The organism is Lysobacter sp. Root604 (assembly GCF_001427505.1).
Taxonomy (GTDB): domain Bacteria; phylum Pseudomonadota; class Gammaproteobacteria; order Xanthomonadales; family Xanthomonadaceae; genus Lysobacter.
This window is the reverse complement of the sequence record NZ_LMGS01000010.1, coordinates 400,927-427,918: the sequence shown is the minus strand read 5'-3', so window position 1 is coordinate 427,918 and position 26,992 is coordinate 400,927. Positions and strand designations below refer to the sequence as shown.

The 26,992-nt window shown below is 68.2% G+C and carries 23 protein-coding genes and 1 pseudogene; 13 read left to right on the top strand and 11 right to left on the bottom strand.

Translation table 11 applies throughout. The features are described 5' to 3' along the window. Positions 1–76 precede the first annotated feature (76 nt). From ASD69_RS22795 to ASD69_RS17065, 3 genes and pseudogenes are all read right to left on the bottom strand, one after another. Positions 77–271: pseudogene (locus ASD69_RS22795) on the bottom strand (DUF2007 domain-containing protein); the annotation flags it as partial. A gap of 57 nt (positions 272–328) precedes the next feature. Further along, positions 329–1,246 (bottom strand): ABC transporter permease subunit, encoded by a 918-nt coding sequence (locus tag ASD69_RS17070; protein ID WP_056181047.1) that lies wholly within the window; start codon positions 1,244–1,246, stop codon positions 329–331. Further along, positions 1,243–2,835, bottom strand: coding sequence for a peptide ABC transporter substrate-binding protein (locus ASD69_RS17065; RefSeq protein ID WP_157499271.1), 1,593 nt, complete (start codon positions 2,833–2,835; stop codon positions 1,243–1,245). Before ASD69_RS17065 ends, ASD69_RS17070 begins: the two co-directional genes overlap by 4 nt. A gap of 212 nt (positions 2,836–3,047) precedes the next feature. Here ASD69_RS17065 and ASD69_RS17060 point away from each other — a divergent pair, with 212 nt between their 5' ends. Then, positions 3,048–4,385, top strand: a complete 1,338-nt coding sequence (locus tag ASD69_RS17060; protein ID WP_157499293.1) for a glutamate--cysteine ligase — start codon at positions 3,048–3,050, stop codon at positions 4,383–4,385. Between the two features lie 308 nt (positions 4,386–4,693). Here ASD69_RS17060 and ASD69_RS17055 read toward each other — a convergent pair whose 3' ends face one another. Beyond that, complete coding sequence (locus ASD69_RS17055) at positions 4,694–5,458, bottom strand: tetratricopeptide repeat protein (protein ID WP_056181041.1); 765 nt, start codon at positions 5,456–5,458, stop codon at positions 4,694–4,696. A 174-nt stretch (positions 5,459–5,632) separates the two neighbouring features. Here ASD69_RS17055 and ppc point away from each other — a divergent pair, with 174 nt between their 5' ends. The 4 genes from ppc (at position 5,633) to fghA (ending at position 10,881) form a co-directional block, all read left to right on the top strand. After that, positions 5,633–8,371: a phosphoenolpyruvate carboxylase gene (gene ppc, locus ASD69_RS17050; protein ID WP_056181308.1), complete on the top strand. Its 2,739-nt coding sequence runs from the start codon at positions 5,633–5,635 to the stop codon at positions 8,369–8,371. 213 nt (positions 8,372–8,584) lie between these two features. Beyond that, positions 8,585–8,860, top strand: coding sequence for a formaldehyde-responsive transcriptional repressor FrmR (gene frmR, locus ASD69_RS17045; protein WP_056181038.1), 276 nt, complete (start codon positions 8,585–8,587; stop codon positions 8,858–8,860). A 79-nt stretch (positions 8,861–8,939) separates the two neighbouring features. Continuing rightward, positions 8,940–10,049 carry an S-(hydroxymethyl)glutathione dehydrogenase/class III alcohol dehydrogenase gene (locus tag ASD69_RS17040; protein ID WP_056181306.1) on the top strand — a complete coding sequence of 370 codons (1,110 nt, stop codon included), beginning with the start codon at positions 8,940–8,942 and terminating at the stop codon, positions 10,047–10,049. Between the two features lies 1 nt (position 10,050). Then, positions 10,051–10,881, top strand: a complete 831-nt coding sequence (fghA, locus tag ASD69_RS17035; protein ID WP_056181035.1) for an S-formylglutathione hydrolase — start codon at positions 10,051–10,053, stop codon at positions 10,879–10,881. Between the two features lie 337 nt (positions 10,882–11,218). Here fghA and ASD69_RS17030 read toward each other — a convergent pair whose 3' ends face one another. Beyond that, on the bottom strand, positions 11,219–11,563 hold the full coding sequence (locus tag ASD69_RS17030; RefSeq protein WP_056181303.1) for a hypothetical protein: 345 nt from the start codon (positions 11,561–11,563) through the stop codon (positions 11,219–11,221). Between the two features lie 237 nt (positions 11,564–11,800). Further along, positions 11,801–15,259, bottom strand: a complete 3,459-nt coding sequence (locus ASD69_RS17025) for an amidohydrolase family protein (protein WP_082576577.1) — start codon at positions 15,257–15,259, stop codon at positions 11,801–11,803. Positions 15,260–15,920: 661 nt separating this feature from the next. On the opposite strand from ASD69_RS17025, the gene ASD69_RS17020 reads away from it, so the two are divergent. Further along, positions 15,921–17,372 carry an Hsp70 family protein gene (locus ASD69_RS17020; RefSeq protein ID WP_056181032.1) on the top strand — a complete coding sequence of 484 codons (1,452 nt, stop codon included), beginning with the start codon at positions 15,921–15,923 and terminating at the stop codon, positions 17,370–17,372. A gap of 225 nt (positions 17,373–17,597) precedes the next feature. Here ASD69_RS17020 and ASD69_RS17015 read toward each other — a convergent pair whose 3' ends face one another. From ASD69_RS17015 to ASD69_RS17000, 4 genes are all read right to left on the bottom strand, one after another. Continuing rightward, positions 17,598–18,545, bottom strand: coding sequence for a DegV family protein (locus tag ASD69_RS17015; RefSeq protein WP_056181030.1), 948 nt, complete (start codon positions 18,543–18,545; stop codon positions 17,598–17,600). 109 nt (positions 18,546–18,654) lie between these two features. After that, positions 18,655–19,284 carry a 2-hydroxychromene-2-carboxylate isomerase gene (locus ASD69_RS17010; RefSeq protein WP_056181028.1) on the bottom strand — a complete coding sequence of 210 codons (630 nt, stop codon included), beginning with the start codon at positions 19,282–19,284 and terminating at the stop codon, positions 18,655–18,657. Positions 19,285–19,295: 11 nt separating this feature from the next. Beyond that, on the bottom strand, positions 19,296–19,700 hold the full coding sequence (locus ASD69_RS17005; RefSeq protein WP_056181025.1) for a DUF1761 domain-containing protein: 405 nt from the start codon (positions 19,698–19,700) through the stop codon (positions 19,296–19,298). 33 nt (positions 19,701–19,733) lie between these two features. Beyond that, entirely contained in the window at positions 19,734–20,441 is a 708-nt protein-coding gene (locus tag ASD69_RS17000) for a hypothetical protein (RefSeq protein ID WP_157499269.1), read from the bottom strand. Between the two features lie 102 nt (positions 20,442–20,543). Between ASD69_RS17000 and ASD69_RS16995 the strand changes: the two genes are divergently transcribed. The 7 genes from ASD69_RS16995 (at position 20,544) to ASD69_RS16965 (ending at position 24,914) form a co-directional block, all read left to right on the top strand. Further along, complete coding sequence (locus tag ASD69_RS16995; protein ID WP_082576576.1) at positions 20,544–22,193, top strand: diguanylate cyclase; 1,650 nt, start codon at positions 20,544–20,546, stop codon at positions 22,191–22,193. A 9-nt stretch (positions 22,194–22,202) separates the two neighbouring features. Beyond that, positions 22,203–22,577, top strand: a complete 375-nt coding sequence (locus ASD69_RS16990) for a hypothetical protein (protein ID WP_056181017.1) — start codon at positions 22,203–22,205, stop codon at positions 22,575–22,577. Between the two features lie 23 nt (positions 22,578–22,600). Continuing rightward, on the top strand, positions 22,601–22,993 hold the full coding sequence (locus ASD69_RS16985; RefSeq protein WP_343123762.1) for a DUF4279 domain-containing protein: 393 nt from the start codon (positions 22,601–22,603) through the stop codon (positions 22,991–22,993). 134 nt (positions 22,994–23,127) lie between these two features. Next, on the top strand, positions 23,128–23,433 hold the full coding sequence (locus tag ASD69_RS16980; RefSeq protein ID WP_056181010.1) for a hypothetical protein: 306 nt from the start codon (positions 23,128–23,130) through the stop codon (positions 23,431–23,433). An 11-nt stretch (positions 23,434–23,444) separates the two neighbouring features. Next, the gene (locus ASD69_RS16975) at positions 23,445–23,822 is read left to right on the top strand and encodes a hypothetical protein (RefSeq protein WP_056181007.1); all 378 of its coding nucleotides are present in this window, start codon (positions 23,445–23,447) and stop codon (positions 23,820–23,822) included. Between the two features lie 89 nt (positions 23,823–23,911). Then, positions 23,912–24,355, top strand: coding sequence for a hypothetical protein (locus tag ASD69_RS16970; protein ID WP_056181004.1), 444 nt, complete (start codon positions 23,912–23,914; stop codon positions 24,353–24,355). 40 nt (positions 24,356–24,395) lie between these two features. Further along, on the top strand, positions 24,396–24,914 hold the full coding sequence (locus ASD69_RS16965) for a hypothetical protein (RefSeq protein WP_056181001.1): 519 nt from the start codon (positions 24,396–24,398) through the stop codon (positions 24,912–24,914). Between the two features lie 69 nt (positions 24,915–24,983). Here the strand turns inward: ASD69_RS16965 and ASD69_RS16960 are convergent, their stop codons facing one another. Beyond that, the gene (locus ASD69_RS16960) at positions 24,984–26,432 is read right to left on the bottom strand and encodes a serine hydrolase domain-containing protein (RefSeq protein ID WP_056180998.1); all 1,449 of its coding nucleotides are present in this window, start codon (positions 26,430–26,432) and stop codon (positions 24,984–24,986) included. Between the last annotated feature and the right edge of the window lie 560 nt (positions 26,433–26,992).

Below are 26,992 nucleotides of genomic sequence, written 5' to 3'. Positions count from 1 at the left end.
GCGGCGTGGCCGCGGCGACCTCGGCGGGCGCGTCGCCCTCGTCCTCGTCGTCCGGCGGCACCGGCATGCTTTCCCATTCGCGCACCACTTCCCGCGCCCGCGCTTCGTGTTCGTCGGCCACCGACACCGTCACCAGTCCGCTCATCGGCAACTCGCCGGCGCCGCCTTCCAGCAGGCCGCCGTTGACGAAGGCGGTCATGCCTTCGTGCTCCAGCAGCTGGCGCACCAGGTGGGCGTCGGTGGAATGCGCGGCGCGGTAGACGATTTTCATGAGGATCCTTTGGGCGATACGAGGGCTGCAGGTCGCGGAGCGAGTCTTACGGCGAGGCTAGTTCGTTTCCGCCAAACGCGGGTCCATGGCCGCGCGCAAGGCATCGACCAGGGCGTTGATCGCCACGATCAGCGCGCCCACCACCAGCACCACGCCCAGCACCAGGGTGTAGTCGCGGTTGAGCGCGCCCTGGACGAAGTAGCGGCCCATGCCGGGGATGCCGAACACCTGCTCGACCACGGCCGAGCCGGTGACCACGTTGATCAGCGCCGGCGACAGCCAGGCCGCCACCGGCAGCAGGGCGGGCTTCATCGCATGCGCCAACAGCAGACGGGTTTCGGACAAGCCGCGCGCACGCGCGGCCTTTAGGTAGTCGGCCGACAAGGTCTCCAGCAGCGAGGCGCGGGTGAGGCGCGCGCAGTAGGCGATGTTGGGCAAGGCCAGCGCGATCACCGGCAACACCACGTGGCTCCAGCCGCCCCAGCCGCCGGCCGGCAGCCAGTGCAGGCTTACCGCGAACAGCAGCACCAGCAGCGGCGCGGCGACGAACTTGGGAATCGCCAGCCCAAGGCCGGCTGCGAACATCAGCACGCGGTCGGTCCAGCGCCCGGCACGCAAGGCGGCCCAGGTGCCCAGCGGTATGCCCAGGATCAAGGCGAGCAATAGCGCGAGACCGCCGTTGAGCATCGACACCGGCAGCGCGCTGGCGATCAGTTGGGTCACGCGGTAGTCGGGGTATTGGAACGAAGGCCCGAGGTCGCCGCGTACCACATCGCCCAGCCAGGCCGCGTACTGCGCGGGCAGGGGCCGATCGAGCCGGTACTGCGCCGCGAGCGCGGCCTGCACCTCCGGCGGCGCCGCCTTCTCGGTGTCGAAGGGGCCGCCGGGCGCGGCGCGCAGCAACACGAAGCACAGCGTCGCCAGCAGCCACAGCGTGAGCACGGCTTCGAACAAGCGCGAGGCCCAGCGCTTCATGGCGTCGCCTCCAGGCTCAGCCAACGACTCGCGTGCCGGTCCAACGCATTGGATTCGTAGCCGCGCACGCGCTCGCCGACCAGATGCTTGGACGTGTAGTAGTACAGCGGGATCACCGCGTCGGCGTTCAGCAGCCGGGTCTCGGCCGCGTGCAGCCAGGCATTGCGCGCAGCCTCGCTCTTGGCCGCATCGGCGCGCGCGAGGCGTTCGCGGAAGCCGGCGTCGTCGTAGCCGCTCCAGTTCAGGGGCCCGTCGCTGCCGAACGCGGCCAGGAAGTTGCGCGCATCGGGCACGTCGCCGATCCAGCCGCCGCGAAACACCTGGGTGATCGCGCGCTGGCGGCGGTTCTGCACGAACACCTTCCATTCCTCGTTGCGCAGGCGCACCTGCACGCCCAGGGTCTGGCGCCACATCGCCGCCACCGCCAACGCCAGCCGACGGTGCGGGGTGGAGGTGTTGTAGCGCAGCTCGATCACCAGCGGTTGAGCATCCGAATAGCCGGCCGCGCGGTACAGCGCGCGCGCCTGGGCTTCGCGCTGGGCCTGGCTCAAGCTGGCCCAGGGCGCCGACGCCGGCGTGTAACCCGCGATGCCCGGCGGCACGATGCCGTAGGCCGGCGTCTCGCCCAGGCCGGTGATGTGGCGGGTGAGCTTGTCGCGATCGATCGCCATCGCCAACGCCTGGCGCAATTGCGGGGCGTCGCGCAGCGGCGGCCGGGTCAGGTTCATGCCCAACCAGAACGCGCCCAGGTAGGGCGACAGGCGCAGGCGTTCGCCGAAGCGCGCGCGCAGCGCGGCCAGCGGCTGCGGCGGCACCACCTCGGTGATGTCCAGGTCGCCGGCGGCGAAGCGCTGCAGTTCCGCGGCCGCGTCCTCGGTCACGTGGTAGCGCACCTGCGCGATCGCGACCCGGGCCGCGTCGTGGAAGCGCGGATTGCGCTGCACCAGCAGGTTCGCCTGCGGCGTCCACGCCACGAGCGTGTAGGCGCCGTTCGACACCAGGCGCCCGGGCCGGGTGTGCTGCGCACCGTGGCGTTCGACCGCGGGCAGGTAGACCGGGAACGCGATCGGCAGGGTCAGCAGCGCGGGCAACGACGCGCTGCGCTGCAGGCGGAACACCACCGTGCGCGCGTCCGGCGCCGACACGCCCAGCGCGCTGGGCGGCAGCCGCCCGGCCTGCACCGCCTGCGCGTTCTCCAGGGCGTCGAACAATTCGCCGAACGGCGCCGCGGTCGCCGGTTCGAACGCGCGCCGGAAGCTGGCGACGATCTGCGGCGCGTCCAGGATCTCGCCGTTGCTCCAGCGCAGGTCGGGGCGCAGCGCGAAGGTCCAGGTGCGGCCGTCGGCCGACACCGTCCAGCGCTGCGCCATGCCCGGCACCAGACGGCCGTGCGCATCTTCGGTGACCAGGCCCTCGTAGAGGTCGCGCAGCACGTTGCCGCAGGCCACCTCCTGACAGCGGTGCGCATCCAGCGTGCTCGGCTCGGGGCCGTTGCCGCGCTCCAGGGTCTGGGCAGGCACGGTCAGCGGCATCAGCGCCAGTAGCAGGGCCGAACCATAGCGTTGCAGGACGGACGTTGTTCGGCGCAAGGCGAGGGCTACACTGCCAGGGTCTGGTGATTGTAGGTCAGTGGCCGCATATCCCCGGAAACGGTACGGGCCGGAGCGTCGCAGGACGCCAGGGCCTTCCGCGCGTCGCAACGGCGGCGCGCGAGCAAGGCATCCCGCCTTGCAGCGGGGTGTCGACGAACGAGGTGCGCGTGTCCGGTCCCAGCCAGGTCAAGGATGTCCCGATTCCGCCGATGGCCAGCGGCGGTCGCACCGCGCTGATCGAGTATCTCGCGTCCGGCGTGCGCCACGACGACGACTGGAAGATCGGCACCGAGCACGAGAAGTTCGGTTACCGCACCGACGACCTGCGCCCGCCCACTTTCGACGGCGAGCGCGGCATCGAAGCCCTGCTCAAGGGTCTGACCCAGTTCGGTTGGGCGCCGGTGGAAGAGCATGGCCGGGTGATCGCGCTGACCCGCGACGAAGCCTCGGTATCGCTGGAACCGGCCGGACAGCTGGAGCTGTCCGGCGCGCCGTTGGCGACCCTGCACGACACCTGCTGCGAGGCTGCCCAGCACCTGCGCGAAGTGCGCGCGGTGGCCGAGCCGATGGGCCTGGGCTTCCTCGGCATGGGCTTCCAGCCCAAGTGGCGCCGCGACGAAATGCCGTGGATGCCCAAGGGCCGTTACAAGATCATGCGCGAGTACATGCCCAAGGTCGGCAGCCTGGGCCTGGACATGATGACCCGCACCAGCACGGTGCAGGTCAACCTGGACGTGCGCGACGAAGCCGACATGGTGAAGAAGTTCCGCGTGTCGCTGGCCTTGCAGCCGATCGCGACCGCGCTGTTCGCCGATTCGCCGTTCACCGAGGGCAAGCCCAACGGCTATCTGTCCTACCGCTCGCACATCTGGACCGACACCGACCGCGACCGCACCGGCCTGCTCGATTTCGTGTTCGAGGACGGTTTCGGTTACGAGCGCTACGTCGATTATCTGCTCGACGTGCCGATGTACTTCGTCTACCGCGACGGCCGCTACATCGATGCCGCCGGCCAGTCGTTCCGCGACTACATGGACGCCAAGCTGCCGGCCTATCCCGACCAGCGACCGACCCTGAAGGACTGGGCCGACCACACCACCACCGCTTTCCCGGAAGTGCGTCTGAAGAAGTACCTGGAGATGCGCGGCGCCGACTCCGGCCCCTGGAACCGCATCTGCGCCTTGTCGGCGTTCTGGGTCGGCCTGTTGTACGACGCCAGCGCGCTGGACGCGGCCTGGGACCTGGTGCTGGACTTCACCCCCGAGGAACGCCACGCCCTGCGCGACGGCGTGCCCAAGCACGCGCTGCAGCTGCCGTTCCGCGACGGCAAGGTGCTGGACCTGGCCCGCCGCGCGCTGGAGATTTCCGCGCACGGCCTGCGCCGACGCGGCAAGCTCAACGGCAACGGCGCCGACGAATCGATCTACCTGGACCCGCTGCTGGAGTTCGTCGAACGCGGCCAGACCCCGGCAGAGCGCAAGCTCGAGCTGTTCCATGGCGCCTGGGGCGGCAGCGTGGATCCGGTGTTCAGCGAGTTCGCTTACTGAGTTTGGACTCGATTGCGGTGCGCCTTCGGCTTACCGCATCCTACTTAGGCTGAGGGAGCCGCTCTTTCTAGTCATTGCCGCGCCGTCGTTGCAATGTCTTGGCCGTCTGCTTTGGCTCGTCATTCCCGCGAAGGCGGGAATCCAGTGACTTGATTGAGTTCCGGCGTATCGCGTCGTTGAATCGAAGCCGATTCCTGCATTGGACCTTTGCACAGCGGCGAACCACCGCGCTGAAGGCGCTGGATTCCCGCTTTCGCGGGAATGACGGCAAAGGCAGCAACAGCAACAGCAACAGCAGGCGGCGCGCCTCAGCCCGCCGGCCCGGTCATCAGCTGCTTAGACAACTGCTTAAGCTGATCCAGCGCCGGCTTGTTGATACGCCGCGCGTAAACCGGCAAACGCTTCGCCTTGGCCAACGCACGCTCGCACAGCGCACGCGCGGATTCCTGCTCGCCCCAGCCGACCAGGGCCTGCGCGTAGTAGGCATGTGCGTCGAAACCGCTGCTGTAGCCGACCAGCGCTTCGAACTCCTCGCGCGCCTTGGCGCGATCGCCTTCGGCCGCGACCGCGCGCGCATAGGTGAGGTGACCGTCCAGCGAGCGGAACTCCGGCCGGCGCCTGATCAACTCGTCCAGCATCTCGCGCGCGCGCCGCGCGTGGCCGCATTCCAGCAGCGCCCGCGCCAGCCGTACCTGGATGTCCGGATCGTCGGCATGGATGCCTTTGAGCGCGGACTCGTAATGCGTGGCCGCTTCCGAGGCGCGGCCGCTGGCGAGCAGGGCGTCGGCCAGGCGCAGGCGGCGGTCGGTGGTGGGCGAATCCTCGAACGCGTCCTGGGCCTCGCGCAATTCGCGGGTCGGATCCAGCGCGCGCTTGACCCCGCCGACCAGGGCGCGGCCATGGCGGCTGTAGCGCATCTCCGGCAGCCAGATCGTCAGCGCGTAGATCACGCTGCCCAGCAGCGGAAACATGAAAAGGATGCCCAGCCAATAACGCTCCTGCCCACTGCGCACCGCGTGTACGGCGAAGAACAGCGCCACCAGCACGTGGACGCCCAAACCCAGGAACGGCATACGGTCTCCCCCGACCGGTAATAGAAGAATAGTGTCGGGCGCCGCCGGGCTTCTGGCTAGCGCGGCGCCTGGCGCGAAATGTGTGCCGCAGATCGTTACGAATGCAACCAAATCGATCGCATCGAAATTGCTGCAACGCACAAGTTGCTGATATAGCCTAGCCGCATGAATGTCATGACCGACACCAGCGACGAACCCCTGCGCGCGGTCGATTTCGCGCCCACCGATGCCCTGCTGCGCGAAGACGTCAAAATTCTCGGCGCCCTGGTCGGCGAGATCCTGGCCGAGCAGCGCGGCCCCGGCTTTCTCGACGCGGTCGAGCGCCTGCGCCGCGCCGCGATCCGGCGCCGCGAGTCCGACCGCCCGATCGCCGCGTTGGCCGATGCGCTGGCCGACATCGACCTGGAGCAGGCCTCCGACCTGGTGCGCGCCTTCGCCACCTATTTCCAGGCCGTCAACCTGGCCGAGCGGGTGCACCGCATCCGCCGCCGCCGCGACTACGAGCGCAGCGGCGCGGCCGCGCAGCCCGGCGGCTTGCGCGACGTGCTGCTGGCGCTGTCGCACGAAGGCGTCGGCGCCGCCGAGCTGGCCGAACTGCTGCCGCGCCTGCGCATCGAGCCGGTGTTCACCGCCCACCCCACCGAAGCGGTGCGGCGCGCGCTGCTGGAAAAGGAGCGCCAGATCGTCGGCTGCCTGGTCGCCGACATCGACCGCGGCCGCACCCCGCCGGAGCGCCGCGCCGACCGCGAGCGCATCCGCCTGGCCCTGACCGCCAGCTGGCAGACCGCCGAAGCGCCCGCGGCCAAGCCCAGCGTGGCCGACGAGTTCGAGCACGTCGGCTTCTACCTGTCCGACGTGCTCTATCGGGTGCTGCCGGTCTTCTACGAAATGTTCGAGGAAGCGCTGCGCGAAGCCTATGGCGACACGCCGGCGCTGCCCGACGTGCTCGGCTTCGGCACCTGGGTCGGCGGCGATATGGACGGCAACCCCAACGTCGGCGCCGACACCGTCGCCGCGACCCTGGCCGGGCAGCGCGCGCTGGTGCTGCGCGCGTATCGGCGCGATCTGGATGCGCTGGGCGAACTGCTGAGCCAGTCGGTGACGCGGGTGAAGGTCGACGAAGCCGTGCTCGCGCGGGTCGAGGATTACAGCTACCTGCTGCCCAAGGCCGCCGCCGCGCTCAAGCCGCGCCACGCCGACATGCCGTACCGCAACCTGCTCAGTCTGATGTCGGCGCGCCTGCAGGCCACCGCCGACGAGAGCGTGCACGGCTATCCCGACGTGGGCGCCTTCCTGGCCGACATCGCCGCCATCGAGGACAGTCTCAACGCCAATCAGGGCGGCCACGCCGGCGGCTTCGCGGTGCGCCGTCTGCGCCGCCGCGCCGAATGCTTCGGCTTCCATCTGGCCAGCCTGGATCTGCGTCAGGACTCGGCCACCCACGACGCCGCGCTGGCCGCGCTGCTCGGCGATGCGGACTGGGAAACGCGCGCGCCGGCCGAGCGCGCGCAGCGCCTGCATGCCCTGCTCGACGGCAGCGCGCCGCCGCGCAGCGACGGCAACGGCGCCGCGCGCGCCAGCCTGGACGTGTTCCGCGCGGTCGCGCGTCTGCGCCCACGCTACGGCGAGCGCGCGTTCGGGCCCTACATCGTCAGCATGAGCCGCAGCGCCGCCGACGCCCTGGCCGTACTCGCGCTGGCGCGCACCGCCGGTTGCGTGGACGCGGCCGGACGCGTGCCGCTGGACGTGGCGCCGCTGTTCGAAACCGTCGACGATCTGGACGCCGCCGCCGACACCCTGCGCGCGCTGTTCGCCGACCCGGTCTACCGCGCCCATCTGGATGCGCGCGGCGGCCGCCAGGTGGTGATGCTGGGCTATTCCGACAGCGCCAAGGACGGCGGCATGCTGGCCTCGCGCTGGGCGCTGCAACAGACCCAGGTCGCGCTGACCGCGCTGGCGCACGACAGCGGCGTGCGCATCGCCTTCTTCCATGGCCGCGGCGGCTCGATCAGCCGCGGCGGCGGCAAAACCGAGCGCGCGGTGATCGCCGCGCCGCGCGGTTCGGTCGACGGCTTCCTGCGCCTGACCGAACAGGGCGAGGTGATCCACCGCAAGTACGGCATCCGCGCGATCGCGCTGCGCAATCTGGAACAGACCACCGGCGCGGTGCTGCGCGCGACCCTGCGCCCGCGCCCGCCCGAACCGCGCGAAGCGGGTTGGCGCGCGATCGCCTCCGAGCTGGCCCTGGCCGCGCGTGCGCACTACCGCGCGTTGGTGCACGAAGACGCGTTGTTCCCGGCCTACTTCCGTGCCGCTACGCCGATCGATGTGATCGAACGCCTGCGCATCGGGTCGCGCCCGGCCAAGCGCGCGGGCGCTGGCGATATCGGCTCGCTGCGTGCGATCCCCTGGGTGTTCGCCTGGTCGCAGAACCGCGCCGGCCTGACCGCCTGGTACGGCGTCGGCACCGCGCTGGAGCAGGCGCTCGCGCGCCACGGCCGCGAGACCCTGGCCGAGATGGCGCGCGACTGGCCGTTCTTCACCACCCTGATCGACGATTTGGAAATGGTGCTGGCCAAGTCCGACCCGGCGATCTTCGAGCGCTACTCCCTGCTGGCCGCGGCCCTGCCGGAGGGCGATCTGCATGCGCGCTTTCATCCGGGTATCGCCGCCGAGTTCCAGCGCACGCGCGAGGCGGTGCTGGCGATCAAGGGCAGTCGCGAGCTGCTGGTGGGCGATCACCGCCTGCGCCAGTCGATCCGCCTGCGCAATCCCTACGTCGATCCGATCAGCCTGCTCCAGGTCGATCTGCTGGCGCGCTGGCGCGCTGCCGGTCGCCCCGATGACGCCCTGCAGCAGGCGTTGGTGGCGACCGTCAACGGCATCGCGGCCGGCGTGCAGAACACCGGCTGAGCGCGCCAGTAGCTGCGCGCGCTCTAAAAGCAAATCCCCCCTAGCCCCCCTTTTTCAAAGGGGGGAATCGTGGTGTGTCCGGCGCTAATCGGCGCCCCCTTTGAGAAGGGGGCGAGCGCCCGGCAGAACTTCAGCGCGGGGATCCGTGCCCTTCTGCGCGCGGCCTTTGATACTATCCCCCAGTATCCAGTGCTCGTCGTCCGAGGTCATGCCATGCCCCATTCTCCGGCAGAGAAAAAGCGCGTCCTTACCCGCGTGCGTCGCATCAAGGGCCAGACCGAGGCTCTGGAGCGCGCGCTGGAGCAGGGCAGCGAATGCGCGGCCGTGCTGCAGCAGATCGCCGCGATCCGCGGCGCGATCAACGGCCTGATGTCGGAAGTGCTGGAAAGCCATATCCGCGAGGAGCTCGGCCAGGCCGTGTCCTCGCAAAAAAACCGCAGCGCCAGCATCGACGAAGTCGCCGCGCTGGTGCGCTCGTATCTGAAATGAGTCCGTTCCCACGCAACCCGCGGCGCCGCATCGCGTCGCCGCCCGCAAACGCAGGAGTGTCATCCCCATGAGCCGGGTCATCAAAAGTCGCGCCGCCGTCGCCTTCGCCGCCGGACAGCCCTTGCAGGTCGTCGAGATCGACGTCGAGCCGCCGCGCAAGGGCGAGGTGCTGGTGCGCATCGTCGCCACCGGCGTCTGCCACACCGATGCCTTTACCCTCAGCGGCGACGATCCCGAAGGCCTGTTTCCGGCCGTGCTCGGCCACGAGGGCGGCGGCGTGGTGGTCGAAGTCGGCGAAGGCGTCACCAGCGTCAAGCCCGGCGACCACGTGATCCCGCTGTACACGGCCGAATGCCGGCAGTGCAAATTCTGCCTGTCGGGCAAGACCAATCTTTGCCAGGCCGTGCGCGCCACCCAGGGCCGCGGCGTGATGCCCGACGGCACCTCGCGTTTCAGCTACAACGGCCAGCCCATCCATCACTACATGGGCTGCAGCACCTTCAGCGAATACACCGTGGTGGCGGAGATCTCGCTGGCGGTGGTGAACCCCGAGGCCGCGCTGGAGAAGGTCTGCCTGCTCGGCTGCGGCGTGACCACCGGCATCGGCGCGGTCCACAACACCGCCAAGGTCCAGCCCGGCGACACCGTCGCGGTGTTCGGCCTGGGCGGCATCGGCCTGGCGGTGATCCAGGGCGCGGTGCAGGCCAAGGCCGGCCGCATCATCGGCATCGACACCAATCCCGGCAAGTTCGCGCTGGCCAAGCAGATGGGCGCGACCGATTGCGTGGACCCGACCGAACATGCGCGCCCGATCCAGGAGGTGCTGGTGGAGATGACCGACGGCGGCGTGGATTACAGTTTCGAATGCATCGGCAACGTCCACGTGATGCGTTCGGCGCTGGAGTGCTGCCACAAGGGCTGGGGCGAGTCGGTGATCATCGGCGTCGCCGGCGCGGGCCAGGAAATCAGCACGCGTCCGTTCCAACTGGTGACCGGCCGGGTCTGGCGCGGCTCGGCCTTCGGCGGCGTCAAGGGACGCACGCAGTTGCCGGGCATGGTCGAGCAGGCCATGAAGGGCGAGATCGACCTGGATCCCTTCATCACCCACACCCTGCCGCTGGAACGCATCAACGAAGCCTTCGACCTGATGCACGAGGGCAAGTCGATCCGCACCGTGATCCACTACTGACATGCAGCGCAGCGAAGCCCACGCCAGCCATGGCGGCCGCCAGGAAGTCTGGCAGCACGATTCCAGCGCGCTCGGTTGCAGCATGCGCTATGCGGTCTACCTGCCGCCGCAGGCGCAGCACCAAGCCTGCCCGGTGCTGTACTGGCTGTCGGGCCTGACCTGCAGCGAGCAGAACTTCATCACCAAGGCCGGCGCGCAGCGTTACGCCGCCGAGCATGGTCTGATCCTGGTCGTGCCCGACACCAGCCCGCGCGGCGCCGACGTCGCCGATGCCGACGGCTACGACCTCGGCCAGGGCGCCGGCTTCTACCTCAACGCCACCCGCGAGCCCTGGGCCAAGCACTACCGCATGTACGACTACGTGGTCGAGGAATTGCCGGCGCTGGTCGATGCGCACTTCCCGACCACCAGCGCGCGAGGCATCAGCGGGCATTCGATGGGCGGGCACGGCGCGCTCACCATCGCCCTCAAGAACCCCGGCCGCTATCGCAGCGTGTCGGCGTTCTCGCCGATCGTTGCGCCCTCGCAGGTGCCTTGGGGCGAGAAGGCCTTCGCGGCCTACCTGGGCGAAGACCGCGAAGCCTGGCGCGAATGGGACGCGACCGAGCTGATCGCGCAGGCACGCGAGCGCCTGCCGCTGCTGGTCGATCAGGGCGAGGCCGACGAGTTCCTGGCCACGCAACTGAAACCCGAACGGCTACGCGCGGCCTGCGAGAAGGCGGGCCATCCGTTGCAACTGCGCCTGCGGCCGGGCTACGACCATAGCTACTACTTCATCGCCAGCTTCATCGGCGAGCACATCGCGCATCACGCGGCGGCATTGCGGGGGTAGCGAAGCTGGTAGCGGGGGCGGGATTTGAACCTGCGACGTCCGCGAAGCAAATCCCCCTCAATCCCCCTTTTTCAAAGGGGGAAGACAAGCGGCGGCGCGGTTCGCTCCCGTCAAGGTGCAGTTCCCCTTTCGAGGCGCTGTTCCCCCTTCGATGTGCAGTTCCCCTTTCGAGGCGCTGCTCCCCCTTCGATGTGCAGTTCCCCTTTCGAGGCGCTGCTCCCCCTTCGATGTGCAGTTCCCCTTTCGAGGCGCTGTTTCCCCTTCGATGTACAGTTCCCCCCTTTGAAAAAGGGGGGCTAGGGGGGATTTGCTTTTGAGCCTGCCAAGCCCCAGCCCCTCAAGCCGCCGTCACATCCCGCAGCTCCCACCCCGTGCCCGCCAGCAAACGCATGCGGTGCTTTAGCACAGTGCCGGGAATGGTCGAGGTCAACACCAGATCGATGTGCAGATCGTCCTGTTGGCCGTCGACGGTGGCGCCGGGATCGGTGGCGCCGAGGCTGGCGTCGACCTCGTCCGGATCGGGCTGCAGCGCGCGCCAGCGTTCGAACAGGCGATCGTTCCGCAAGGCATCCTGCAATTGCTCGGCGAAGCCCTCGGCGCTGACCGCGGAGAACGACAACGAGGGCTCGCTGCCGCGTGCGCGCTCGGCGTCGGGAAGGCTGAGGTAATAACGGGTGGCCATCATGGCGTCTCGTGCGGGAACTGGCCCTAGCCTAGGACGGCGAACATGCGTGGTTTGTGAACGGCATGCGTCGAATCCGCGGCGTTGCGACGGCGGTCCGCCTGGGGCGGGTTTAGGCCCGCACCGGCGCCCGCGCGCGGCGGGCCCGGACGATCCCGCCCCGGGGCTCCGGCGCAAGCCTGTTCCCGGCGCGGCGGCCCGACGCCACGGGCGCCGCGCCGCCGCACGGGTCCCGCCTCAGTCCTCGTGCACGTGCGCGCCATGCCCCTTCGGGCAATGGCAGACCGCGGTCGGGCCGAACTCGACGCCGAAGGTCTGGCCGTCGCGATGGCGCTGCCAATAGAAGTTCGGCGCCTTCTCCGCGCGGTTGCCGATCTCGGCCATGTCGGCGTCTACGTCGAACAGGCGGCCGTCGACCATCACATAGCGGGTGTCGGCGGTGGCGCGGATGTTCTGCAGCGGGTTGTCGTTCAGCACCACCAGATCGGCCTGCTTGCCGGTTTCCAGCGAGCCCAGCTGCTTGGACAGGCCGAGCAGATCGGCACCGTCGATGGTCGCCGCGCGCAGCGCCTCGAAGTTGCTGAAGCCGCCCTGGGTCAGCGACCAGATTTCCCAGTTCGGCGACAGGCCCTGCAACTGGCCGTGGCCGCCGATCTGGATCTTGATGCCGGCGTCGCGCATCTTCTTGGCCGACTTGGCGACCTCGATATGCCAGTAGTCCCAGTCCGGCGCGATCTCGCGCCGGATCGAGCGCGCGTCCAGGGTCTCGCGCGGGAAGAAGCGGTTGAGCTTCTTGTCTTCCCAGACGTTATCGCGCGCGTACCACCAGTACTCGCCCGAGGTGCCGCCGTAGCTCACCACCAGGGTCGGGGTGTTGCGCACGTCGGTCTGGCGCCACAGCTCGATCACGTCCTTGTACAGCGGCGCCACCGGCAGGTTGTGTTCGACGCTGGTCACGCCGTCCAGCACCATGGTCATGTTGTGGTGGAAGGTGGAGCCGCCTTCCTCGACCACCAGCATGCCCAGTTCGCGCGCGGCCTGGTCGATCTGCTGGCGCTGCTCGCGGCGCGGCTGGTTGTAGCTCTTGACCGAGAACGCGCCGTTGGCCTTCATCCGGCGCAGGTGGCTGCGCGCGTCCTCCAGCGAATTGACCACGGCTTTGAAGTCGCCGTCGGCGCCGTACAGGATGGTGCCGGTGGAGAACACGCGTGGGCCGACCATGCGCCCGGTCTTGACCAGCTCGGCTTCGGAGAACACGAACTCGGTGGTGGCCGAGGGATCGTGCATGGTGGTCACGCCGAAGGCGAGGTTGGTGTAGTAGGCCCAGTTCTGCTGCGGTACCACGCCCTGGCCGAAGTGCGCGGCGTGCGCGTGCACGTCGACGTAGCCCGGCACGATGGTCTTGCCGCTGGCGTCGATGCTGCGCGCGCCGGCGGGGATGCTCACCGAGGCTGAGGGCCCGACCGCGACGATGATGTCGCCACGGACCACCACGGTGCCGTCCTCGATCACTTCCTGGGTCTTCTCGGCATCGCGCATGGTGACGATGCGTGCATGGGTGAAGGCGACCGTGTCCTTGGGCGCGTCCACGGCCACGCTCAGGCCGACCGCGATGCCGCCCTCATTGCTGGGCTTGGGCAGTTCCTTGGGCGCGCCGGGCAGGAAGGCGAAGCTCTGGCGAAGATCGCGCGAGTAGTAGCGGTCGCCGACCATCCAATGCAGCGATTCGGAATCCGCGCTCCAGTGCAGGTAGCTGCCGACGTCGGCGCTGACCTGGGTGACCGGCATGGCCTTGCTGTCCTTGGACAGCTCCACCGCGGTGCCGGTGGCGACCAGCGGTGCGACGTAGGCGTTGAACAGCTCGGTGAAGGCGATCCAGTTGCCGTCCGGGCTGATGCTGACCGAGTCGACGTACTTCAGGCTGTAGACCTCGCGCGCGTCCTCGCCGTGCAACCCGACCGACATCAGCTTCTTCTTCAGGCCGCCGCCGGTGAGGTAGTACACGCGCGTGCCGTCGGCGCTGAACTGCGGGGACTCGCCGCTCTCGGCCACGCGCACCGCCGCGCCGCCGTCGGCCGCCATCACGTAGACGCCCTGATCGCGCGACCACAGGCTGCCGGTGAGCCCGCCGCCGCCGCTCTTGCTGTAGACGATGCGGCGGCCGTCGGGCGAGAAGCGCGGGCTGTAGTAGAAGCCCGGTTCGCGGCTGAGCTTGCGCGCGCCGCCGCCGCTGGCGTCGGCCACGTAGATCGCGGTCAGGTCCTGATCGGACCAGGTGGTGTACAGCAGCTTGCGGCCGTCGGCGCTGAAGCTGGGCTGGTACTCGTAATGGCTGTCGTCGCGGGTCAGGCGCTCGGGCGTGCCGTCGGGCAGGCGCTTGCGCCACAGATGACCGACGGCGTGGAAGATCAGGGTCTTGCCGTCGGCGCTGGTGGCGACGTCGCGGATCATCTTGGGCGAGAAGCGGCCTTCGTCCAGGGTCTGCTCGAAGCGCAATGGCGCGGTCACGGTCTGATCGACCTGGGCGGTGAAAGGGACGTTGCTGGCCTTGCCGCTGGCCATGTCCACGCGCCACAGCTTGCCCTGGCCCCAGATCACCACCGCGCGCGAGTCCGGCGTCCAGTCGAAGTTCGCGTAGGGGCCGAAGATCGCCCAGGCCTCCTGCTGATCGTGCGAGAGACCGTCCCAGACCGGACGCACTTCGCCGCTGGTCAGGTCCATCACGTGCAGCACGGATTTGTCGCGCACGCGCTTCACGAACGCCAGCGACTTGCCGTCGGGCGAGGGCTGCGGCCGCACCGCGCCGCCGGCGGTGGAGATCAGGGTTTCGCTCTTGCCGGTCTGGCGGTCCAGACGCTTGATCGCGTAGATCGTGTCGTGGACGTTCTTGTTGTACTGGAACGAAGGACCGCCGGTGACGTCCTCGGAGTAATAGACGTAGCGGCCGTCCGGCGAGACCGCCGGTTCGCCCAGGTCCTGCTGGTCGTTCTTCTGCTTGGTCAGCTGCAGGCCGCCGCCGCCGGAGGCGTGGTACAGCCACAGCTCGCCGGCGCCCAGCGAGCGTTCGCCGGTGAAGTGCTTGCGCCCGATCAGATAGCGCCCGTCGGGCGTCCAGGCCGGGTTGTTGAGCAGGCGGAAGTCTTCCTTGCTTACCTGGACCGGATTGCTGCCGTCGGTACGGATGCGCCACAGGTTGTTGCCGCCGCCGCGGTCGGAGGTGAAAGCCAGCTCGCGGCCATCGGGCGAATAGCGCGGCTGCACGTCCCAGGCCGGGCCGCTGGTCACGCGCTGGGCGGCGCCGCCGCCGATCGGCAGGCGATACAGATCGCCCAGCAGCGAGAACGCGAGCTCGCGCCCGTCCGGCGAGACGTCCACGTCCATCCAGGTGCCCTCGTCGGTCTCGAAGCGCACGCTCTTGGTTGGGCCGTGCGCGGCCGACACGTCCCACTTCTTCTCGTCCTTGGCTTCGCCGGGCTTGCTCGCGCCCTTGGCGGTCTGGGCCGATGCGCGCGCCGGATCGTTGCCGGCCGGGTCCAGGGCATCCTGCTCCAATTGATCGCGCGGCTTGTCGGCCTTGTCCTTGTCCTGCGGCGCGGGTTGCGGCGCCGGCTGCGGCGACGGCGGGTTCTGGGCGAGCGCCGGTGTGGCGGCGAGGGCGCTGGCGAGCGCGAGGACGAGCAGGCGGTGGCTGGGCATCGGGTCGGGTTCGGTTGGACGAGGTCCGAGCCTAACCCGCGCGGCGGCGCCGGCCCTGGGTCGAAAGTCGTGTGCGGGGCGTTGCGGGCCGCAAAAGCAAATCCCCCTCGATCCCCCTTTTGCAAAGGGGGAGGCTTAAAGCAAAGGTTCGAAGCCCGCGTCGTTACGAATCGGAAGGCGCACCACTCCCCTTTCAGAGTCGCACCGCTCCCCTTTCAGAAGGCGCACTGCTCCCCCTTAGAGGGCGCACCGTACCCCCTTCAGACGCGCCGCTCCCCCTTCAGAAGGCGCACTGTTCCCCCTTCAGAAGGCGCACTGTTCCCCCTTCAGAAGGCGCACTGTTCCCCCTTTAGAAAGCGCACAGTTCCCCCCTTTGAAAAAGGGGGGCTAGGGGGGATTTGCTTTTCGAACACGCCAGGCTGCATCGCCACGTGATGCCGGCATGACGCGACGCTTTCATCGCCTCACGACCCACCAGGCCGGGCCCAGGGCGCAGCGAGAGGTCCTCCGACACGCGATTTACGCCATCCGACGCCCGCTTGCGCCGCGCAGGCGCCGCGGACGGCGCGGCTCCGCCTAGCGAATCGAGACCCGCGCGATTCAGGCCACGACCGCGCGCAGCGAGTATCCTTGCGCGCCGCAAACCAGTCCCCGTGGCGTTATGAAGATCGGCATCGATTTCGGCACCAGCTACTCCGCCGCCGCGGTGGTGATCGACGGCGCGGTGCGCACCGTCCGCTTCGGCGACGAGCAGCAGTTCCGCACCACGGTGTATTTCCCCGAGGCCGTGCCCGACGCGAATCAGTTCGAGCTGACCGACGCGCTCGAAGGCGAGGTCGATGCCCTGGTGCGCAGCGCCCGCGCGCAGCAGACCCGCGCCGCGAGCGAGGCCGTGGCCGCGCGCCGCGAGCAGGTCGCGCGCTTGCCCGTCGATCAGCGCGAGGCGGCGCTGGCGCTGATTTCCGCGCCCGTGCAGCGCAGCGACACCGACCTGCGCCGCGATGCGATCCGCGCGGTGCGCCGGCACTGGCTGGAACAACAGGTACGCGAAGCGCGCGCCTCGGCGGCATCCTTGCAGAACGCGGTGTACGGCGAAGAGGCGGTCGAGGCCTATCTAGCCGAAGGCTTCGGCAATCTGGTGCAGTCGCCCAAATCGATGCTGGGCTATCAGCTGGCGCCGAATGTGCGTCAGACCATCGTCGGCATCGCCGCCTACATCCTCGAACACATCCGCCTAAGCGCCAGCCAACAGCTAGGCGCCAATGTGCGCTCGGCCGTGCTCGGCCGGCCGGTGCAGTTCCGCAGTTCGATGGGGGCGGCCGGCGGCGACCAGGCGCTGGCGATCCTGACCGAAGCCGCGGCGGGCGCCGGATTCGACGAGGTCAGTTTTCTCGAAGAACCGGTCGCCGCGGCGCTGGGCTACCACGCGCAAAGCGCGCACCGGCATCGCACCCTGGTGGTCGATATCGGCGGCGGCACCACCGACATCACCCTGGCCGAGGTCGGTGGCGCCGAGGAGCCGCTGGTGCTGGGGTCCTGGGGCATCGCGCGCGGGGGCGTCGACGTGGATCTGTCGCTCAGTCTGTCGCGCTTCATGCCGCTGTTCGGCAGAGGCGCCACGCGAGTGCCGGCGCATCACTTCGTCGAAGCCGCGACCGTGCACGACGTGGTGCGCCAACGCGATTTCCAGCGCCGCGACAGCTACCGCGAAGTCGCGGCGCCGTTCGGCCCGCGCCTGATCGCCCTGCAGCAAGGCGGCAACACCACGCGCCTGAGCCGGGCGGTGGAGTCGGCCAAGATCGTCTTGAGCGCGCGCGACGATCACCGCGCCGAACTAGACTACATCGAGCCCGCGCTGGCGCTCGCGACCGGCGCGCAACATCTCGCTCAAGCGGCGGAGCCGTTCCTGGGCTTCTTGTCCGAATTGCTGCGCGAGGTCGGGGAAGAAATCGGCGAGCCGCCCGCGGCGGTGTTCCTGACCGGCGGCATGTCGCGCGCACCGTATGTGCGCGAGGCGGTGCAGCGCTGTTTCCCCAGCGCGCGCCTGGTCGCGGGCGATCCTTCCCTGGGCGTGGTATCGGGCTTGGCGTTCGCGGCGGCTCGGGCGGCTTGATCGGCCAGCCACGACGGTCGCGCGGCGATAGCGGGCGCGGCGTTGTGGGCCGCAAGAAGCAAATCCCCCTCGATCCCCCTTTTCCAAAGGGGGGAGGCTCACAGCAAACGTTCGAAGGCAGCGTCGTTTCGAATCTGACGACCTGCCTTTCCCCCCTTTGAAAAAGGGGGCTAGGGGGGATTTGCTTTTAGCGCAGACAGGCGTCGACGCCCGAGACACCGCGCCTCAATCCTCGAACTTGCTCCCACCCTCGGCCGCAAAACCCGCCGCCACACCGCCCTTGCCGATGTTGACCATGCTGGTCAGGCTCATCACCGCCTCGAACAGCTCGACGTTGTGATCGCGGCAGGTGTCGCGCAGGCGCTCGTAGCCGGGCAGGGTGCGCATCTCCTCGAGCTCGCCGCCATAGCTCAGACACATGGTCGGCGTCATCAGCCCGTCGCGCACGCGCTTGCCGCAGTAGTCGAACAACTTCTGCGTCGCGGCTTCGAAGCCCTTGATCTTGGCCACCGGCCCGGTCTCGCCGCGGTTGCAGTGCAGCACCGGCTTGATGTCCAGCATGGTGCCCAGGGTGGCGCTGAGCAGGCTTACGCTGCGGTCGCCGCGCACCCGGGTACGCGCGCGGATGTAGTTCAAATCGCGCGGAATCAGATAGCCCTGGGTGTGCAGGGCCAGGTTCTCCAGGCGCGCGCGGATCTTCGGCGCGCCCTCGCCGGCGTCGCGCAGGCGCACCGCCTCGACCGGCAGGATGCCCTGGGCGGCGAACAGGTTTTGCGAATCGATCACCCGCAGCGCGAACGGCGTGTTGTTACCGGCGGCCATGCGCACCGGCTTGTAATCGTTGAGGATGGCGAAGCTGGCCTGGTTGGCGTTGTCGTAGATCGGGCTGCGCGTCTTCGTGATCGTCATGCAGAACACGTAGTCGTAGTCGATCGCCAACTGGCTCACGAACAAGTCGCGCACCTGCTGCACCGTGAACGGGGTGGTCTCGGCCTCGAAGCCGCGTTCGGCCAGGTGCGTCTGCAGGAAGTGCAGGGTGGCTTCGGGGTTGCGATGGTCGGTCAGTACCGCCTCGCCGATCCGCACCGTGACCGGCAGCAGATGGATATCGTGCTGCTGCAGGTACTCCAACGGCAGATCGCAAGCCGAATCGACGACGAGTCCGATGCGCATAGTCCCCCCCCGGGTGTTGGGCGCCAAGACATTTCGAATTGTGACCGGCAGCATACCCGGCATGCGACAAGGCCGTGTCTACGGCCCTGAACGGAGGTCCCGGGGTCGTTCAGGCTTGGCGCCGCACCGCCACAGGCAAGGTGCCCACGCGCTGCATTTCGGGGTCGGCGAGCACCGCCGGGTCGCGCAGCGCGGCCAGGGCGAAGTCGTGGGCATCGTTGCCCCAGAACATGCCGCCGTCGAACGCCAGGGTGGGCACGCCGTACACCCCGGCCGCGATCGCGGCCTCGGTGTTGGCGCGCAGCGCGGCCTTGGTGGCCTCGCTGCCGATATCGTCCGGCGCCACACCCAGCGCGGCCGCCAGCGGCGCCAGCGCTTCGACGCTGTCGCCGGCATGGCCTTCGCGCCACAGCCAGTCGAACACCGCGTCGACCGCCTCCGGCGTGCTGCCGGCGGCCACGCACAGGCGCAGCGCGGGCAGCGGATTGAACGGATGCGCGGGCGGAAAACGCAGCGGCACGCCTTCCTGGCGCGACTGCCACAGCACGTGGCGGTAGGTGAACTCGCGTTTGCCCGGAATCTCGGCCGGGCCCTTCTGGCCGCACGCGGCCAGCACCGCGCCGAACACCACCGGCACCGGCCGCAATTTCGCGGTCGCCGGCGGCAGCGCTTTCACCTTCTGCCAGGCCAGATAGGAGAACGGGGAAATGAAATCGAAGTACCAGTCGATGACGGTCATGGGCCTGCTCCTCAGCGCCATGCGCCCAGGATCACCCCGTACAGGATGAACTGGAGGATGTGGTAGCCGCTGTCGATCATCCACAGCTTGAGGCTGCGCTGGGCGAAGGCGTAGTTGATGCCGAAGCTCATCGCCACGAAGAACAAGCCGACCACGAAGCCCACCCCGAAGCCGTCCGCCGCGCCGGCGCCGGTGGGCAGCAGCACGGTGAAGATCAGCGCCGACAGCAGGCTGCACACGAAGGCGATCGCGAAGATCCGCGCCGGGTGCCGCGGCGCCGAATCGGGATCGATCCCGGCCTCGCGGCACCAGGCTTTCTTGAACAAGGGCCCATACCAGATCCCGCCTAGCAGGAATGCGGAAGCGGCCGCGGCGATCACCGCCAGCCAGTTGAAATCGATGGTCGGGAGGGTCATGCCTGGGAACTCCGGAGCAGGGACGAGACGGCTTCAGCAGCCGACGGATTCGTAGGTGGATACCGCGTGCAGCAGCTCGCCGTCCCTGGCGCGCGACGACAGGAACAGCGTCGGTCGCGAAACGTTGTAATGGTCGGTGGTATCGAAGATCAGGTCGAGCTTGCCGTCGCGGTCGAGGTCGCCGGCGAACAGCAGCTGCGGCGTGGCGTCGTCGCCGAGCAGGACGATGTCGACCTCGCGCCGGGCGTCCACCCGCATCAGCGCCTGTTCGACGCCGCCGGCCCCGACCAGCAGCACCGCGCAGCGGGCGACCGGCGGATCGCCGCGCATGGGCGGGCATTGCGTGCGGATGCGATAGTCCCGGCCGGCGAACTCGAGCCGGTAGCTCGGCAGTGCGCCGTCCTGGCTGCGTTCGGGGATGCGCGCCGGGGTCACCTTGCCCGCGGCCAGGCCGTTGCCGCGCAGGTAGGCCAGGACCTGGGCGCCCTCGGCGTCCGGGTCCGGTTCCAGCGCCGACGACACGCGCCGGCCGCTGGTCTGGCCGGGCTCGTCCAGGATGGGGTCTTCGACCGCCCGCACCCGCAGCCGGGTCGAGGTCAGCGAAGCCGCGTCCGTGGAGGCGCGCAGGGCCAGCCAGGTTTCGCCGTCGCGCGCGACCGGCTCGTCGCCATGGAACTGTCCGGGCGGTTGCAGCGCGATCGCGGCGGCCAGCAGCAGCGGCGGCAATGACAACGATGGCATCTGGGGCGTCCTGCGGTCCGGTCGAACGCCGCCAGCATACGTCGCGCGGGGGCTTGTGGCGCGCGGCGACCGGGCCGACACTGGCGCGGACGCGGGGAGCCGATGAAACGAGTCTGGATCGCGGCCTGTCTGGTGCTGTGCAGTGTCTGCGTGCAGGCGTGGGCCGCCGGCATCGTGCGCGTCGAACGCCTGACCCAGCCCCCGCCGGCCTCGTTCGAGGCCCTGCGCGCGCTGCCCGACACGGCCTATGCCGCGCAGTCCGGCCCGCCCCAGCTCACCGGCGCTCAGGACGGCCGCGGCTGGTGGCGCCTGCGCCCGGAGTCCTCGGAAGAGCCGCGCGTACTGCTGGTCTATCACCCCTTCAGCGCCCGCATCACCGTGCTGGCGCCGCCCGACTACCGCGCGCGCAGCGCCACCATCTTCGATCCCGGCACCCAGGTCAGCCATTCGCGGCGCGCGCTGGCGTTTCCGCTGAGCGCGGCCGGCCCGGTCTACGTGCGCGTCGAGGGCGCGCGCTATCCCCTGCAGATCGCGGTGCGTTCCAGCGAGGACTACGCGGTCGAGGACCACCGCCACGTGCGCGTGCTCTGGCTCAGCATGGGCATCCTGGTCGGCGTGTCGCTGGTGGTGCTGCTGTTCTGGACCCAACTGCGCGAGCGCGTGTACCTGCTGTTCTCGGCCAGCATGATGCTGCAGCTGCTGTACGTGCTGTGCGCCTACGGCGACGCCTACACGCTGCCGGTGCTGGCCTGGCTGGGCCGCTTCGGCGTGGCCGGCATCTGGTTCGTCGCCACCTCCTCCACCATCGTCACCGTGCTGTTCCTGATCGAGTTCGCCGACCTGCGCCCGCGCGCGCCGTGGCTGACGCGCGCGCTGCTGGTCGTGGGCGCGTGGCTGCCGCTGGCGCTGCTGATCGGCCTGGTCTCGCCGTGGCCGGTCAGCAAGGCCTGGTTCCCGCCGCTGGGTAACGGCCTGCTCATGCTGGCCAACGTGCTGGCGGTGGTCGCCCTGGCCACGGTCTGGCTGCGCGGCGGCCGCCACGCCGGCTTCGTGCTGATCGCATGGGTCCCCCTGGTCACCGTATCGACCGCGCGCGCGATGCAGCTCAGCGCCGGCGTGCCGCTGACATCGTTGCTGGAATACGGCCTGCCGGTGATGCAGGCCTTCGCTGCCGTGGTCCTGGTATTGGGCCTGGCCGATCGCATGCTCACCTTCCGCCGCGAACGCGACGTCGCCCAGCTGCACGCCGAACACGACGCCCTGACCGGCGTGCTCAACCGCGCCGGCATCATCACCCGCCTCAACCGCGCGGTGGTCGAGGCGCGGCGCAAGCGCCAGCCGCTGTCGGTGCTGTTCCTGGACCTGGACCACTTCAAGGCCATCAACGACACCTACGGCCACCCCATCGGCGACGCCTGCCTGTGCGCGGTCACCGAGAGCATCCATTCCGAAACCATGCCGCTCTACCAGCTAGGCCGCATCGGCGGCGAAGAATTCCTGCTGCTGCTGCCCGGCGTAGGCGACGCGGTCGCGCGCGACACCGCCGAACAGATCCGCCGCAAGGTCGAGCGCCGCTGCCGCGAGGTCAAGGGCGTCCCGGTCGCGCTCACCCTCAGCATCGGCGTGGTCGAGTGCGGCCCGGAAGACAGCGCCGCCACCTTGATCCAGCGCGCCGACGCGGCGATGTACCGCGCCAAGCACGAGGGGCGCAACCGGGTGGTGTTGTTGGATGCGCAGACCAACGCGGTGTAGGGTGCCGCGATGCCCGGATCCGACACCCTCTATCTGCTGTTCGTCCTGCTGGTCCTGCCCGCGGCCTTGCTCGCCCGTCTGGGCTACCGCTACGGCTACGCCCAGCGCGTCACCGCCTACGGCCTGCTCTGGCGCACCGTGCTGTACTGCGCCGCCCTGAGCTGGTCGCTGACCGGCGGCACCTCCCACGACGTGGGCTGGGGCTTGCTGCTGCCCTCGCTGCTGGTCTGGCCGCTGCTCGGCGTCGACGCCGACGCTATGCCGCCGCTGTGGGCCACGCCAGCGCTGCAGATTTTCGTCTACCTGGTCGCCGTGTTCTGGGGCTACCGACGCCGGCAGGCGACCTACATGCCGCTCCCGTCGGTCGATGGCGGGGCCGGCTGAGGATGGGAGCACTCGAACGGTCGGTGGCGACCCTGCGTGTCTCCGGCGAAGACTTGCGACCGGAGGAGATCACGGCCTTGTTGGGCGCGTCGCCTACCTATTCGCACACCAAGGGCGACCTTCGGGTCTCCGCATCCGGCAACGAGCGGAGACTCAAGTTCGGGATATGGAACCTGTCCGCCACGGTCACTGAGCCCGAAGATCTAAACGCCCAAGTCGATGAGTTATTGGCGCAGCTGACGTCCGACCTAGCTGTCTGGCGCGAGCTCTCCGAGCGTTACAGCATCGACTTGTTCTGCGGCTGGTTCATGGCCAATAGCAACGATGGTGTATCGATCGCACCTGGGATCCTTCTGGCACTGGGTGCGCGGGGCATCGAGCTCGACCTGGACATCTATTCGCCCACGGACGACTGAGTACTATTCGTTGGCCAGGAAAGAAAACTCGAATCGGATTTCTGCAACTCGCTCAAGCGGCATAAACCCCTGTGGGAGGCGCTTATGAGCGTGGCCCGGGAAAAAATAGAGCGGTGCAAATAGGGACAGAACGTATGGGATGGGCCACGGGACATATCGCAAAGCTAAAGGGCGGGGAAACGGTGATCTTCCGTCCTCGCGGCGGCTCGATGACGGGAAAGATCGAATCGGGGCAGCTGTGCACCGTCGAGCCGATCGCGGACCTCTCGGCCTTGAACGTGGGAGACATCGTGCTGTGCAAGGTGAACGGAAACGAATACCTCCACCTCGTCAAAGCCATCCAGGGACAGAGGTTTCAGATCGGCAACAACCGTGGCTTCATTAATGGCTGGATCGGGCCCAGCGCGATCTACGGCATTTGCACGAGAGTCGAGGCCTGAGCCCGGCCGCTATGACAGCGCCCGATGAAAGCTCCAACATCTACGCGGCGCCCTCCGCGCGTCCCCTCGAGGACCCGGGAAAGCCGTTCCGATATCGCTTCTGGTTGACGAGCTTGCTTTCCAGCGTGGCGATGCCTGTTGTCTGGTACGTCTTTCTGACATCGTCGCCTTCTGTCTGGGGAGCCGCCCTTCTGCTCCTGGGGTGCTGGCTGATTCCGGTGTTCTGGATCCTGCTCCCGCAGATCCGACAGCCGGACGGATTTGCAGGGATCACCTCCGGGCGATTCATCGGCGTGTCCGCTGCCTATCTGGCGGTCGCGTTCGTCGCAAGCTGCGTGCTACTGATCGGCCTCATGTACCTCGGGGCCCTCCTGTTCGGAGTGGATTAAGCCCGCCCGCAGTCGCCCGCTTCGCTTGTGTTTGTCGTGTGTGAGGACCGACACTGTGGATGCCTTGGACAGGTTTGGGGGTGGGCTGCATGAAGAAGCTCTTGCTGCTCATGACGTTCGCCGCATCCGCGACCGTCGCTCAGGCGCAAGACGCACGACCTGCCGCGACGGCCGAGTATCAGGCATGTCTCGAAGAGTCCGAGCAGGCTCGAAAGGAATGCTCCTTCGGCGGTTGCGGCAACATCCTGGGCGCCTGCTACGAACGGCAGATCGCCGTACTCGAGCAGGACAGCGCACGGGTTGCCGAGCGCGTCCAAGGTGCGGCATGCGCCGAATCCGCCGAAAAAGTTGTCGCGGAGTTCAGTGGGCTTGAGGCTAGCTTGACCAAGCTTCGGCAGTTCGACGGCACCTGGCCGGGGTTCGAGCTTCGCGTCGAACTGGCGGAGGCAAAGAACCAATCGCTGAAACTTCTGGCTTCCGAATGCACAGAGCCTAAGCAGCCCAGCGCGCCGGTACGCGAAGAGGAAAGATGAGTCGTATATCGATGGGGATGGGATGAAGCGATACTGGTCAATGCTGATGCTGCTATGCACGCTCCTGTCGGTGGGCTGCTCGTCGGCGCAAGACGGCTTTGTCCCCAGGGCGCCGCTACGTCACCTTGCGCTGACGTTCGACAAGAGCCAATGGACGACGGCCATCGAAGGCGCCGGTGCGGAAGACTCCACTCGGTTGATGATCCTGGACCGAGCGCGCGGTGTGGTCGTGGGCGTTACCGAGTTCGAAAGCTTCAAACCCACTCGGATGCAATCGGTGCTTGCGCGGCAACTGAGCGATGGGTTGCGCATCGAGTTCAATAGCGTCGTGCCGGCCGATCCTGATTTGCCGGCGCAGGCGCTGGCGCTCCCTGCCGACTGGACCTGCGACCATCACGTCGTCACCAAGCGTCCCGGCTCTGAAACGCGCGCTTACACCAGCTGTGCGCGCTCGACCATGACCTGGTTCGCCAACCTGATCGTCATCACGCCGGTGGATGCCACGGAGGCCGAGATCGAGGCGGCGAATGCAGTGCTGAAGAGCATACGCACGGACTAGTTTCTAGTATCGGATGTTGCGCCGATAGGGGGCGACACCGCTACGTCTTTCCGCGCCCCGGGCGTAGCGCTATCGCGCTTCGCCTGCCTTTGCCCGCCCGGCGAGTCGATGCGCCTTCTCGTACAGCGCCTTCGCCTTGTCCTGGTCGCCCTTGGCGGCATGCGCTTCGGCCAAGCTGTCCCAGGTGTTGGGCGAGTCCGGAAAGAGCACGGTGTTCAGTTCGAACACGCGCAGCGCGGGATCGATACCCAAGTTCTCCCGAACGGAATAGCCCGCTGTGTTGATGGCGCGCTCCAGCTCAGCATCGTTCAGTAGATGCTGGGCGCGGATCGATCCAGCCTGTGCCTGCGCATCGTCTTTGACCGGCGCTTGCAAGGCATAGCGTACCAGCGCCTCCGACAAGGTCTCCGCCGGAAACTGCTTCGGCGCCACCACCGCCATCGCGCTGCCCACCAGCACGCGCGACCAGACGTTGCGCACGCTGCCGTTGGTCAGGTAGGCGAATACGTAAACATCGCCGTCCAGCGACCCCTGAAACAGCACGCGCACCCGCACGCGCGTGCCGCCGTCGTGTCCGACCTGTCGATAGGCGCCGCTCTCGCCGTACTCCCACCCGGCCGCGAACCCGCCGCGTCGCCCGTTGGCCAGCGTGCGCGGCTGCCAGAGCCGGCGCAGCGTGGCTTTGCCCACCAGTTCGCCCGAGGTCACCGCTTTCAAGAACCGGCCAAGATCGTCCAACGTGAGGTACAGCCCGGCGTGGCCGTGGGCATAGTCCGGCCAGTCGATATCCTGCTCCGGTACCAGGCGCCCGTCTTTGCCGACGTAGCTGCGCACCACGCCTTGCTTGGGTAGCGCAGCCGGGCCCAGCCAGGTATGCCCCAGCTGCAGCTTGCGCATGATGCGCTCATCGGCGATCTGCGCGTACGGCTTACCGTAATGGGCCTCCAGCAGCGCGGTCAGCACCAGAAAGTTGCTCTGCGTGTAGCGCGTGTCGGTGCCGGTGGCGAACTGCAGGGGCGTATCGGCCAGCGAGGCGAACACCGCCGGCAAATCTTTGGGAAACGCCATGGCAGTTGAGGCCGCCCCGTCCTGCCGTTGAGCGAAGTACTCCGGTACGCCAGAGGTGTGGTCCAGAAACTCGCGCACGCGAATGGCCTGCCAAGCTTTCGGAAGGCCGGGCACATAGGCGCTGGCGGGTGCGTCCAGATCCACCTGCCCCTGCTCGACCAACTGCATGATCAGGACGCTGGCGAACAACTTGCTCAACGAGTAGGCGGCGAACACGTGATCGGCCGTGACCCGCTCATGGCGCTCCACGTCGGCCTCGCCATCCGCGCCGCAGAACAACACCTCCCCATTGTGCGCGACCAGCAGGGCCTGCCCGGCGATGCCGTAGCGCTGTCGATTGACCTCCATCTGCCGGGTCAGCGCGGCGGACAGCGCCTCGTCCGCGAAGGCCGCGCCCGGTAACAGCAGCGCCAGCGCGAGCAGCATTGTCATGGTGCGTTTAAGGATCATCCTGTCTCCCATGGTGGGCAAGTCTCGGCAGGCGCCTTTGTGCATAGTGAAAGGAGCGTGGCGCAATCGTGTCCATTAGCTTGCCCGATCCCGGGACAGTTTCCTGCCGCTTCGTCGCTTCATACCTAACGGTTTGGCGCATGATCTGCCAGCGAGGCATCATTCGCTTGCCCCGTTGCAAAGAGGCATCCGACAATCGTTCGAATGTCTGACCGAAGCGGCGGGAGCACAATGCGGCAGGGGCGTTCCCTGGACATGTAAAAAAACAGCCCTGGCTGGGCTTCTCAGTTTCGCTGTTCAGTCTCACAGGAGGGCTTGCCGATGAGACATTTGCCGTCGATTTCATTGGTGTTTCTGCTAGGTGTTCTCCTTGCTTGGGACTCTCATGCCCTCTCATTGGACACATTGAGTACGGAAGAAATTTACTCTCAGTCCGAAATGGTCGTCGAGGCAACCGTAGTGGGTGAAGTCCGGCCGCGAGTCGATGGCTCAGAGTGCGAGTCGCTGAGCCGCCTAAGAATCGACCGTCGCTACAAGGGAGGCCTGAAGGTCGGCACAGT

Coding starts and splice junctions, on each gene's coding strand:
- fghA (WP_056181035.1), top strand. CDS start 10,051: ATGCAGCGCAGCGAAGCCCACGCCAGCCATGGCGGCCGCCAGGAAGTC.
- ASD69_RS16970 (WP_056181004.1), top strand. CDS start 23,912: ATGAAGAAGCTCTTGCTGCTCATGACGTTCGCCGCATCCGCGACCGTC.
- ASD69_RS16980 (WP_056181010.1), top strand. CDS start 23,128: ATGGGATGGGCCACGGGACATATCGCAAAGCTAAAGGGCGGGGAAACG.
- ASD69_RS17025 (WP_082576577.1), bottom strand. CDS start 15,259: ATGCCCAGCCACCGCCTGCTCGTCCTCGCGCTCGCCAGCGCCCTCGCC.
- ASD69_RS17070 (WP_056181047.1), bottom strand. CDS start 1,246: ATGAAGCGCTGGGCCTCGCGCTTGTTCGAAGCCGTGCTCACGCTGTGG.
- ASD69_RS16990 (WP_056181017.1), top strand. CDS start 22,203: ATGCCCGGATCCGACACCCTCTATCTGCTGTTCGTCCTGCTGGTCCTG.
- ASD69_RS16965 (WP_056181001.1), top strand. CDS start 24,396: ATGCTGATGCTGCTATGCACGCTCCTGTCGGTGGGCTGCTCGTCGGCG.
- ASD69_RS17020 (WP_056181032.1), top strand. CDS start 15,921: ATGAAGATCGGCATCGATTTCGGCACCAGCTACTCCGCCGCCGCGGTG.
- ASD69_RS17000 (WP_157499269.1), bottom strand. CDS start 20,441: ATGCCATCGTTGTCATTGCCGCCGCTGCTGCTGGCCGCCGCGATCGCG.
- ASD69_RS17030 (WP_056181303.1), bottom strand. CDS start 11,563: ATGGCCACCCGTTATTACCTCAGCCTTCCCGACGCCGAGCGCGCACGC.
- ASD69_RS17055 (WP_056181041.1), bottom strand. CDS start 5,458: ATGCCGTTCCTGGGTTTGGGCGTCCACGTGCTGGTGGCGCTGTTCTTC.
- frmR (WP_056181038.1), top strand. CDS start 8,585: ATGCCCCATTCTCCGGCAGAGAAAAAGCGCGTCCTTACCCGCGTGCGT.
- ASD69_RS17015 (WP_056181030.1), bottom strand. CDS start 18,545: ATGCGCATCGGACTCGTCGTCGATTCGGCTTGCGATCTGCCGTTGGAG.
- ASD69_RS16975 (WP_056181007.1), top strand. CDS start 23,445: ATGACAGCGCCCGATGAAAGCTCCAACATCTACGCGGCGCCCTCCGCG.
- ASD69_RS16960 (WP_056180998.1), bottom strand. CDS start 26,432: ATGATCCTTAAACGCACCATGACAATGCTGCTCGCGCTGGCGCTGCTG.
- ASD69_RS17005 (WP_056181025.1), bottom strand. CDS start 19,700: ATGACCCTCCCGACCATCGATTTCAACTGGCTGGCGGTGATCGCCGCG.
- ASD69_RS17060 (WP_157499293.1), top strand. CDS start 3,048: ATGGCCAGCGGCGGTCGCACCGCGCTGATCGAGTATCTCGCGTCCGGC.
- ppc (WP_056181308.1), top strand. CDS start 5,633: ATGACCGACACCAGCGACGAACCCCTGCGCGCGGTCGATTTCGCGCCC.
- ASD69_RS17010 (WP_056181028.1), bottom strand. CDS start 19,284: ATGACCGTCATCGACTGGTACTTCGATTTCATTTCCCCGTTCTCCTAT.
- ASD69_RS16995 (WP_082576576.1), top strand. CDS start 20,544: ATGAAACGAGTCTGGATCGCGGCCTGTCTGGTGCTGTGCAGTGTCTGC.